The organism is Mesorhizobium carmichaelinearum (assembly GCF_900199455.1).
GTDB classification, from domain to species: Bacteria; Pseudomonadota; Alphaproteobacteria; order Rhizobiales; family Rhizobiaceae; genus Mesorhizobium; species Mesorhizobium carmichaelinearum.
Genome location: NZ_FZQR01000043.1, coordinates 26,574 through 37,806, shown reverse-complemented (window position 1 = coordinate 37,806; position 11,233 = coordinate 26,574). Strand labels below are relative to the sequence as shown.

Below are 11,233 nucleotides of genomic sequence, written 5' to 3'. Positions count from 1 at the left end.
ACCTTTGCGCGTTCGGCTGATGCTTTTGCGCCGCGCTTGTCGAGCGGATGGAACTCGACATCGGGAAAGGCTATGCCGACTCGTTCACCATAGCGGTCAAGCAGCAGCAACTCGGCCGGTGTGTGATAGGCCGGCACACGGACCCAAATCTTCTCGTACTGGTAAGCCTGCAATTCTGGGCATGTCCAATGACGGCCACCGACCGATATCGCACCCTGAACAACCGACCGCTCTTCGGTTCGCGCACATGCCGCGCGCACTTCATCGCGGCTCATCGCAGTCGGCGCCCATCCGGCCTCAAGGTGTTTTCGGAATGTGGCTTCAGGTGAGAGACCTTTGAGCGCGCTCTTCTTGCCCTGCGCAGTGTGATTATAGGTGCGCACGAAGCCTTCTATGGACGGCACCACATCTTCGAATGCGCCGAACGGAGCCACCGTCCTGCCGATAGCCTCCTGCTTCTTGCTCATTCGGTTGCCGCCGATGTGGCCACGCGCCGTGCTGAAATAGCGCGTCTCCAGGTCGCCGAATAAACGCTCAATCGGCTTTGCGGAGGCGTTGTAGGGCAAAGCATTGATGACGTGGGTTGATCGGGACGGGCCATGGAAGCCCGGCACGGTAAGCTGCATGGCATCGTCCAGAAAGGCGGCGAAGCCGAATTCTTTGCCGTTGTCGACATAGAGCGACTGCGGCATGCCCCACGCTTCGATCATGGCCGCGAAGACTTCGATCACGTCGCGGTTTTGCACGCCGCCGCGCTTTTCGAAAAAGATCAGCCCTATCCAGAGGCGCTGCGTCGCCCAGTCTAAGAAGCCGATCAGCCTAGCAGTGGCGACAGTGCCGTCAGGACGAGTGAGGTGAATGTCGACAGGATGAACATCGCCGACCACCAGCTCCATCGGCTGCATGCTGGCGACGGTGCGCCGGATGCGCGGCCGGCGATCATCATAAGCCTTATGGTCGCGCTTAAACCGGTGGACGTTTCGGAAGTGGAGTTCCGCTGAGACGAGGTCGGTTGGGATAGAACAAGCGCGCTCCAGCACGCTAGGATCGCCGGAACGAAAGCCCCAGGCCCGAGTCGCGTCGACCAGGAACTTCTCGGCTTCTTGCAGGGTGTGGCCCCACGACATGCCGCCTTTGAGGAGGCCGCGGATTTCCTGCTTTAGGTCCTCCGCGATTTTTGCCTTGGTGGATGCTTCGAACGGGACCAGCTTGTCCCACCTCCGGCTTATGACGACACGCTTCTTACCCCTGTCCGATCGACCATGCCGTCCAACCTTCATGCCTTCGTCAAAGCGTGCGGCATGGCGCTGCAGCGTCCGCAGGGAATAGCTGACCGCCGTGCCTTCCCAGTTCCGCGTTGGGTTGTCTGCTAGCTCGACCAGGGCGTCGGAGCGGGCAGTCGATTTGACTGGATACTGAAGCGCAGGCCTCAGGTAATCGAGCCACCATGTGTGCTCTGCCGTCCTGCCGGTGATTGATTTCGAGTGGTTTTCAACGAGGGTTTGAGAGACCTTTAAACGGTGCTGGTATTCGAGCGGCAGGGACGTGGAATTCACCTCATATTGCTCTCCGGCGTTCCCGCCGCGCCGACCATTGACCTTCCGCACTTCGAGCGGATTCTTTCGCCAGCGACGCCAACGAAGAGCGCGGTGAGCCACCTGTCGCCCAATGCCGACCAGCGCAGCAAACTCAACTGTAGGCAGCCACTCGCTCATAGCTAGCAACCTGGCGTCGACGCGGGGCAATTCCTGAGGTGGGGATATGCTACATCGCGAACGTGTAGGCTATTTGAAGATCGTCCGAGACCACCTCCCGGAGGCAATATCAATGTCAGCCCCCGGCAAGAAGATTAAGCGCTGCAATAGCGCTCCGCCGAGAGGTGTGAGCGCCGCTCGCTCGATGAGGGTTACCAAACCTGTCGCTGGGGGTTACCAATGCGCGTGTTGGGTGGCCTTAGGTTCCCAATCTTAGCCGCAATAAACTCAATCAAAACATATCCTTAAGGCCAGTCGGGAATTGATTGTCGTTGGAGCACATTGGTAACCTGTTGTCCGAAGGGCATTGGTAACCTCTTCGGGCGAAAGCGGCGGGATATCATCCACTTAGAAGTCCGGCTGGCGACAGATAATTCTGGGCTCTTGCCCTCACGAGGACAGATAATTCCGGACGTCACACCACACTGCCAATTATGCAACTTTCAAAGCACAAATGGTGAACATTTACATTGGTTCTGAGGTGATACAGTATTGCGTCAGAATGGCTTAGATGTCGCTAACCGGAAGCCTGTGGAAAAGTCGGACGCTGCCGCCCAGACGATCCTGGTGGCGATTTGCCCCCGACGCGCGCGTCTGGATTGACGCCTCCAGGTTTTGATCTTGGCGCGCTTCCGTCAAAACGCGAAAGGCAGCTGGAGATGGCGCCCTGCCGGTGGGGAGGCCACCGGCAGGGCGCGCCACGCATCGGTCTCGGTCGGGCGCCAACCGGACCGCGGCGGGCGGTTCAGCTTTTCGAGCAAGCACCGCGTCGAAATGCGGCACTAAAGTTTTCGACCCCAATCTTGATAGGTAAGCCTGTAAAGAACTTGGCGTCGCAAGGGATCAGCGATCGACTTGAGCGGATGGTCGAAGTCATCCTCTGGATCATGAGACATCCCAAGGCGGTCCATAACCCGCCGCGAGTCGACATTATCCACCGCGGCATTCGCGACTATCTGTTTCAATTCTAGATTTCGGAAACCGAAGGCAAGCGCAGCGACGGCGGCTTCGGTCGCGTATCCACGCCCCCAGCAATCAGGATGCAGCCTCCAAGCGATCTCAACCGCCGGTGTGAAATGCGCATGATAGGGAACGTTAACAAGGCCGCAGTAGCCGATAAGTCCGACGGTACCGACTTCCTCTAGGGCCCAAAGGCCATATCCGTGCTTTCGGAAATGATCCCGTTGGGCATTTATCCATGCGTCAATCGCGCTCCGGCCGGGGAGTCTTGCGACATACTTCACGACCCTAGGGTCGTCATTCATCCGAGCAAATGGTTCGACGTCTTCGTCCTTCCATTCACGCATCAGCAATCGTTGCGTACGCAGTTCCATCAGTAACTCGCTCTCCCGCCGGAAATGTCAAAGACCGCTCCAGTTGAGAAGCTGCTCTCGTCCGAGGCCAGCCAAGCGACCATGGATGCAACTTCGTCGGGCCGGCAAAGCCGGTGCATGGGTATTAGACTACGCAGAACTCGCAGTTCTTCTTCTGTCGCGGTTTCCGATAGGCCGCCGTCGATGACCGTTGGCGTGATGCAGTTCACTAGGACACCGGTTGTCGCAAGCTCTCGACCCATTGTCTTGGTCAGTGCAATGACCCCAGCTTTCGAGGCGTTGTAGGCGCTGGTCTTAATAGGCGCTTCCTTGCCACGAAGTGATGCGACGTTGATGATCCTACCGCCACCGGCAGCAATCATGCGCGGGACAACTGCCTGGCTGCAAAGAAACACGCCGGTCAAGTTGATATCAATGACCTTGCGCCAAGTGGCGACATCCAAGACAATCGCGTCGGTAAACGGCCCTTGTATTCCTGCATTGTTAACCAGAATGTCCAGCCTGCCGAAGGCGTCGATAGTCCTGTCGGACGCGTCCTTCACCAATTGCTCGCTTGTCACGTCAACGATAAGGGACAAATCTGCCCAGGGCGCTTCGGCTTGGTCCCACACGGCAACCCTGGCGCCGTCACGTTTCAGGCGCTCAGCGATAGCTTTTCCCAATACGCCTTGTCCGCCGGTCACCACCGCCGATTTGCCTAAAAACGGAAGGCTGCGTCCATCGGAGCTATTCATCTATAGCTCCTAGAAATGCGACAAGGTTGTCTCCAAGTTCGGGGCACGGGTAACCACCCTCCTGCAGGATAGCGATCGGTTTGACGAATGCCCCAATAGTCTCAGCCGCCTGGCGAAACCCGTCGGTGGTGACATCAAACACACTGAGTGGGTCGCCGCGGTAGGCATCGAGGCCGAGTGAAACCAGCAGGACATCCGGTCCGAAATCCCCTATCTTTCGCATGCCCACCGCAATTGCATCGACGAAAGCTGCATTATCGCTGCCATGCCTCAGCGGTAGATTGAGATTGAAACCTTCTCCGGCACCCGAGCCAATTTCGTCTGCATAGCCACTGAAGAACACCGGAAATCCGTCTGGATCAGCATGAACCGATATGGTGAGAACGTCGGGGCGATCATAGAATATCTGCTGGGTGCCGTTCCCATGGTGAATATCGATGTCCAGAATTGCGACGCGTTCCGCGCCTGCTGTCCGCATGGACTCCGCCAGCACCGCCACATTGTTGAGGTAGCAAAACCCCCAAGCCATTTCCGTACAGGCGTGATGCCCGGGCGGGCGGCAAAGCCCATATGCTCGGCTCTGGCCACGTGCAATCAGATCACCGACGTTGAGGGCAATGTCGACACTGGATCGAGCTGCTGCCCAGGTTCCGCGGCCAACGGGGCAGGCTGTGTCAGCTTGATGGAAGCCGGCGCGTGCCACGATATGGCTCGCATAGTGCGACGCAAAACGGTTGGGGTGCGTGTTGGGTACGATTTCCGGGCCGGCATGGGGCAGGGCCCGCCAGTCATTGATGCCATTTTCCAGAAAATCGAGATAGCGCGCCGTGTGCACGCGAGTCAGCATTGACGCGTCCGTTTGATTTGCCTTCAGCGTCTCATGTCCTGCGGCGATTGCTGCCGAGAGCAACAGGTCTGCACGCTCCGGCCGCTCGGGGCTTTCGACCAGCCGGCCGCGATGAATGAATGTCTGCGGATTATGGCTGCGGTGGCCATCCGAGTAAACGATCTTCATCTTTTATGCTTTCTTGTAGGCCTAGACCGTCGCCCCCAGAACCCAGGGCGCGAATTCGTCCGCACCAAAATCGAACTCTTCGCTTTTGGTACGCTCCCCCGAGGCGACGCGCAGGATCAAATCGAAAATTCGCTTTCCGCTTTCTTCGACGGACTCGCCCCCGCTGAGGATCTCGCCGCAATTGACATCCATATCGTCCTTCATGCGCTCGTACATGGCCGTATTGGATGCCAGTTTGATGGAGGGTGCGGGCTTGCAGCCAAACACACTGCCTCGCCCAGTGGTGAAGCATATGAGGTTCGCACCTCCAGCTACTTGACCTGTCGCCGACACCGGGTCGTAGCCAGGGGTATCCATGAATACCAAGCCAGAGCTTTTGACGGCCTCACCATATTTCACGACATCCACCAGGTTTGTTGTGCCGCCTTTGGCCATTGCTCCCAGCGACTTCTCGACGATGGTGCTTATTCCGCCAGCCATATTTCCCGGGGAGCGGTTGTCGTTCATAACGGCACCCTCCCGTTTGAAGTACGCGTCCCACCACTCCATTAGAGCGATCAGCTTTTCGCCCACTTCGCGAGAAACGGCCCGTCGAGTCAGCAGATGCTCGGCGCCATAGGTTTCAGGCGTTTCGGAGAGGATCACTGTACCGCGGTGCCGCACGAGAATATCGCTGGCGGCTCCCAATGCTGGATTCGCGGTGACTCCTGAAAGGCCATCTGACCCTCCGCACTGCAGCCCGACAATGAGTTCGCTCGCGGGAATGGGTTCCCGTGTAACCTGGTTCGATTCCTTCAATACATCCCGGACAAACTCAACCGCGGCAGCCACGGTTTTCTTGGCGCCACCCATGGCTTGAATGTCCATGCTGCGCACCCGTCCTGCCAGACGTTGATCCTCGAGCAGACCACCGATCTGGTTGACCTCGCAGCCCAATCCCAGAACGATGACATGGCTGAAATTGACGTGTCGCGCGTAGCCACCCAGGGTACGGCGCAGGACATTCAGTGGCTCACCGCCCGTCATGCCGCAACCAGTCTTGTGGGTCAGCGCAACGACACCATCCACATTCGGAAACTCAGCCAACGGGTCGCTGCCGGTAAATGGGTTTCTCTTGAAAACCTCGGCCACTACGTTGGCAACGTGGCTGCTGCAGTTCACACTGCTGAGAATTCCGACGTAGTTTCGTGTCGCAGCTCGGCCGTCGGGGCGGCGAATACCCAAGAATGTCGGCGGAGTGTCAGTATATTCAGTCGGGCGAGCCGCCTCGCCAAATGCGTAGTCCTTGTCGAACTCACCGAGCGCCATGTTCTGAAGATGAACATGGAGGCCAGGATCTATGTCTTTTGTCGCAAAGCCGATTATCTGACCATAGCGAAGGATCGGTTCGCCTGCCCCAATGAATCTCAGAGAGACTTTGTGGCCGGCCGGGATCGCGCTTTTAGCGACAATCGATCCGCCCAATGCCGTCCCCTGCGTTATCATTCGTCTTGCGATCGCGACATTGTCGCTATCGTGCAGGATCAGCACGGGAGCGACATTGCGGTTTTGGGTGGCATCGCTCTGCATGGCTAACCCTGGCCGGCTTGGGGGTCAGAGACCCGAACTACCCCGCTGGCGATCAAGGATTCAATGCGATCCTGCTTGATGCCAGTCTCTCGCAAAACCTCGACGGAATGCTCGCCCAGATCGGGGGCCGGACGATCGAATACAAGCGGGGAGCCTGAAAGCTTGAGCGGTTCTAGCGCTACGCGATAGCGACCTCCGTAGCTGTGCTCAACCTCGCGGACCAACTCGCTGGCCACATCGGGATCTGCCAGCGCTTGTTCGACGCTGCGCACCGGAGCCAGCAGGATACCCGTAGGCGCAAGACGGGAAAGTGCATCATCGCTGGTCAACTGACATAGCCGCTCCGAGAGGATGGCAGCGATCTCGTCACGCTTCGTCCAAGCACCCTTACCCTCCAGCAGAGGCACAATACGGTCGGTCAGATCCAGCGCAGCGGCAATGTCGGACAGGGCTATGGGGTGTGCCACCAGAGCAATAGCACCATCGCGGGTCGAATAGATTCCGTAGGGGGCTGGCTGGTGACTGTGGCTAATGCCATTGCGGCCTCTACTTGCCTGCTGCTCCGCGTTTAGGGAATAGCTTGATTCAGAGGCCAGCAAATGAAGTGCACAAGACATCATATCCACGCGAACCCATTGGCCGCGTCCTGTCTGGTCCCGCTGGCGCAAGGCAGCTTGAATTCCGATGACTGCCTGTGATGCCGTGTAAGTATCGACGATGTAGGCACCGGCAGCTACAGGCGGACCGTCAGCAGTCCCGCCAAGACTGGCGATGCCCGACAGGGCTTGGATAATGAGATCCTGACCCGGCTTGTTTCGGCTTGGACCGGCCGGGTCGTAAGCTGCGATCGAGCAATAGATCAATCGAGGGTGCTTCTCAATAAGCACGGCACTGCCCAGACCCATGCGATCCAAAACTCCGGGACGGAAGTTCTCAAGAATGATGTCTGCTCCGGAAATCATCTCGCAGATGATTGCTTGGGCCTCTGGTTTTTTCAGGTCGATGGACAATGAACGCTGGTTGCGGTTTATGCCGAGAAAATAAGGGCTGGGTGCATCAGCGGCCGCGGTCGGTTCCTTGATCCCGGTGCGCTGATAATCACCCGCGGGGGCTTCGATCTTGATGACATCTGCACCAAGGGAGCCAAGATATTGCGCCGCAATTGGCCCAGCCGCGTAGTGAGTAAATGCAAGGACGCGAATACCGCTCAGTGGATGCACGTCGCTGTCCTCCAGGCCATTCGATTTGCTGGGGATGTTCACCGTTGGTTTCCTCCGCTGGCTCTCTATGCTGCCTTCGAATTGCGGCTTCTCAGGGAGGCGATGGTGTTGTTGATCACCGAAACAACCTTTTCGCGCTCCTCGCCGACCAGCGGCAAACGCGGCGCTCGCGTCCATTCGGGGGCCCCGTAGACAAGATTTTCCGCCAGCTTAATGTATTGGACAAGCTTTACGCTGGTATCCAAATGAAATGCCGGCGTCATGACTCGATACAAGTCCAATGCCTCGGCAAACTTTCCCGCTCGGCCCAGTTCAAAGATGCGGACGCATTCTTCAGGCCAGGCGTTCGTCATTCCCGAGACCCAGCCCGTCACCCCCAGAGCGAGGCTCTCCAGGATCAAATCGTCAACCCCGCAGAATACAGAAAACCGATTTCCGAATTCGTTGTAGAGATCTGTGACGCGGCGGATGTCGCCGGATTCCTCCTTGATGCAGACGATCCCATCGACGTCTTCAAGGGTGCGCAATATTGCTGGCGTCACATCGACGCCATAGGAGATCGGATTGTTGTAGATCATGATTGGAAGTTCGCAGCCGCCAGCGAGCGTCCGGTACCATTCTGAGGTCTCGCGAGCGTCAGACTTGTACGCAATGCTTGGGAAGGCCATCAAACCTTCCGCTCCGAAGCTCTGGAACTTGCGCGCCATATCGACCGCAGCCTCCGTCGACACCTCGGCAAGACCCGAAAGAAGCGGCACACGCCCAGCGACAACTTCCTTAGCGGATCGAATGACTTTTTCCTTCTCAGACAGCTTCAGAGACGCGTTCTCACCCAACATCGGGAGAACAATGATGCCGGAAACACCACTCTGAATGAGACGATCAATGCTGCCTTGGGTCGCGAGCAGATCGACATCACCATTTTCCTGCAGCTTCGTCGTGACCGCCGGAAAGACGCCAGCCCAATTAGCTTTCATTTTGCTTCCTCGTTTGTTGTTCGCGCTAAGGCTACTAGCGTCAATCCAAATGCCATTCTTTATGGAACATCATTCTATTATCGTCGGAGACCGCTGTCAATTGGAACTCACACAACGACAATGATTGGTGAGGACGCACCTTGATTGCCGATATCAGACGACAAGCAGATCCTAGCTGCGAAGGACGACAGTTTGCTTTTGCCGACCAAGCCCATCAGCGCCCAGCTCCACCTGGTCGCCCGGCCTCAAAAAGACTGGTGGTTTCATCCCAAGCCCGACCCCGGGTGGAGTGCCAGTTGTAATAACGTCCCCGGGCTCAAGCGCCATGAACTGAGAGATGTATGAGATCAGATATTTGAAAGGAAAGATCATTTTGGCTGTCGATCCCGACTGCCTGGTGACGCCGTTTACCGTGAGCCAAAGGTTCAAATTTTGAGGATCTGGGACCTCGTCGGGCGTCACAAGCCAAGGTCCAAGCGGGCCAAAGCTTGGCGACGATTTGCCTTTGATCCACTGTCCACCACGATGTATCTGGAACTGACGCTCGGAAACGTCGTGGCAGATCAGATAGCCCGCCACAACCGAAAGCGCATCCTCTTCGGCCAGCTCAAAAGCATGCTCGCCGATGACGACGGCAACTTCGGCCTCCCAGTCCAACATGTGCGCCTCACGAGGCATCAGAACATCGTCATTTGGCCCGACAATGCATGATGGCGCCTTGGAAAAGATAACCGGCTCATCCGGAATAGGAGTGTTGGTCTCGATGGCGTGATCCGTATAGTTCAAGCCGACTGCAATAAAGTGGCGGATGTCAGCGACCGGGGGCCCAAGACGAACATCGCCGTCAACACGCGGTAGCGATGAAGGGGGGACGGAGCGCAACATCTCCAGGCCTGCGGGCGACAATGTCTTGCCGGTAATATCCGCAACAACACCACTAAGATCCCGGATGGTACCGGTTTCGTCGAGCAATCCTGGTTGTTCCGAGCCGGGCTGGCCAAATCGTAAGAGTTTCATGATTTTTCCTTAGGCTCATCCGGCCGAGGCGTCGGTTTTCAAGCGGGTGTATTCGAGCAGGTATCGGCCGACTTGTGCCTTTCGTACGACAGAATGTTGGAGAACAGCCTGGACTGGTGCCTCCAAAGCCTCCACGGTGCATGCCTCCAAAAGAATGAACCAATTGGGCGGAGCGTCATAATCCGTACGCCCTTGACTCTCTGCAGTACGTACGCCGGTCGCTTCCCCATCGGATTTGCACAAATGTGCCCCCGTCATGAGTGGCGACTGCAGAACTCTGGACAGAAAAAGTGACAGTTCACCAGCGGTGTGCTGGTCGTCGGTTGCCCCAGAGTGGAAGCGCACCGTGGTAAGAACGCCGCCCGGACCAGGTCCTTCAGAGGAAGAGACGCGCGCCAGCCCGCGCGACGTATTGAGAAAATGCGATGTCGCGCGCCTTGTCCAAGGCGTCGGGGCATTGAGCCGTTTAGCATACTCCTCGCCTGTAATGACGTCGAAGTCCTCGACTTCATAGAGCGTAAAGAACTCTGGATGAGTCTCCTTATCCACAGCTCGATATCGTCGGCCCCTTAGAAACCCGGGAATGCCGGTCCTCTCTGGCATATGTTCGTGTATGTGCCACTGGTAGAAGTCCTGACGCCCCTCCTCGGCTATTCCGTTCCAGATGGCCACCACCCCCTTACCGCAAAGCATAGCTCTCTCCGCTATTCTCTAAACTATTGAAAGGTTACCGAAACGGGACTGAAGCCATCAAACTCGGCTACAATCACGTCACCAGGACTTGCCGTGTGAAAACCTGTGTAACTTCCTGTCGTGACGATCTCGCCGGGTCTGAGGACAATCCCCTGTTTACGCAAATCGTTGGCAAACATGACTAGGAGGCCAATGAGATCGCCGCCGGGGTGGCCGCCCGTACTTTGGCAGACAGTACGTCCGTTGATGCCAAGACGAGCCCCGAGTGCTCCGAAAGCTACATCTCGCCAATTCCCATTTACCGAACCGACGACCAGCGCTCCGTTGGAAAGCAAGTCCGCAATCATCGCATTACGGGGCGTGGAGAAGGTTGTTGCCCAACGGCTATCTACGACCTCAACTGCCGAGCAAGCTCCGTCGATGGCTTCAACAATGTGCTCTTTCCTGAAGCCCTCACGCCCGGGAACAGGCTCTCTCGCAAAGCGGAAAGCGATCTCGCATTCGACGCCGCCAAGCCCATAGATAGCAGGACGGATCGATGCTGGGCTCGGCAAAAGCCGGTTTTTCACGATAGGTGCAGATATCAGATCTCCATCCGGCAACGCCGCGACTTTCCAGCCTACGACAGGGACCGCCAATGCTCTGACGACTTCACGCTGGATGTTCAAAGCCTGGACGCGGCTAAGCGCTTCCAACGTCAATGGATCTACTATGACGCGGTTAGCGCCACGGTGCGCCGCAACGAGCTTTTGAGCTATGGCCCATGAGATTTCATCTGCTGTGATTGACATGGCACTCTAACTGGAATAGCGTTCCATCAACATTATGGCCTTTTAGGACTGAGGTCAACCGGCTTGCTGGAAAAAATGATAGTATGGTCTTGGAACCTCCGCCGACGCGCATTTAAATTACTGCATCCG

At 57.1% G+C, this 11,233-nt stretch carries 10 protein-coding genes; all 10 read right to left on the bottom strand.

The window, feature by feature from the left end; all coding sequences use genetic code 11:
• The coding region (locus CKW40_RS38430) for a hypothetical protein (protein ID WP_095204867.1) at positions 1-1,715 on the bottom strand (1,715 nt) is incomplete at its 3' end.
• Positions 1,716-2,536: 821 nt separating this feature from the next.
• The gene (locus CKW40_RS38425) at positions 2,537-3,088 is read right to left on the bottom strand and encodes a GNAT family N-acetyltransferase (RefSeq protein WP_095204866.1); all 552 of its coding nucleotides are present in this window, start codon (positions 3,086-3,088) and stop codon (positions 2,537-2,539) included.
• A complete protein-coding gene (locus CKW40_RS38420) occupies positions 3,088-3,822 on the bottom strand; it encodes an SDR family NAD(P)-dependent oxidoreductase (protein WP_095204865.1) in 735 nt (244 codons plus the stop codon). The genes CKW40_RS38425 and CKW40_RS38420 overlap by 1 nt, the downstream gene beginning before the upstream one ends.
• Positions 3,815-4,837 (bottom strand): histone deacetylase family protein, encoded by a 1,023-nt coding sequence (locus CKW40_RS38415; protein ID WP_095204864.1) that lies wholly within the window; start codon positions 4,835-4,837, stop codon positions 3,815-3,817. Before CKW40_RS38415 ends, CKW40_RS38420 begins: the two co-directional genes overlap by 8 nt.
• Positions 4,838-4,858: 21 nt before the next feature.
• A complete protein-coding gene (locus tag CKW40_RS38410) occupies positions 4,859-6,406 on the bottom strand; it encodes a UxaA family hydrolase (protein ID WP_095204863.1) in 1,548 nt (515 codons plus the stop codon).
• A gap of 2 nt (positions 6,407-6,408) precedes the next feature.
• A complete protein-coding gene (locus tag CKW40_RS38405; RefSeq protein ID WP_179298271.1) occupies positions 6,409-7,668 on the bottom strand; it encodes a CaiB/BaiF CoA transferase family protein in 1,260 nt (419 codons plus the stop codon).
• Positions 7,669-7,691: 23 nt separating this feature from the next.
• Entirely contained in the window at positions 7,692-8,603 is a 912-nt protein-coding gene (locus tag CKW40_RS38400; protein ID WP_095204871.1) for a dihydrodipicolinate synthase family protein, read from the bottom strand.
• 171 nt (positions 8,604-8,774) lie between these two features.
• Entirely contained in the window at positions 8,775-9,620 is an 846-nt protein-coding gene (locus tag CKW40_RS38395) for a fumarylacetoacetate hydrolase family protein (RefSeq protein ID WP_095204861.1), read from the bottom strand.
• A gap of 15 nt (positions 9,621-9,635) precedes the next feature.
• A complete protein-coding gene (locus CKW40_RS38390) occupies positions 9,636-10,169 on the bottom strand; it encodes a hypothetical protein (protein WP_143748470.1) in 534 nt (177 codons plus the stop codon).
• A gap of 167 nt (positions 10,170-10,336) precedes the next feature.
• Positions 10,337-11,104 (bottom strand): 2-keto-4-pentenoate hydratase, encoded by a 768-nt coding sequence (locus tag CKW40_RS38385; protein ID WP_095204859.1) that lies wholly within the window; start codon positions 11,102-11,104, stop codon positions 10,337-10,339.
• Positions 11,105-11,233 lie beyond the last annotated feature (129 nt).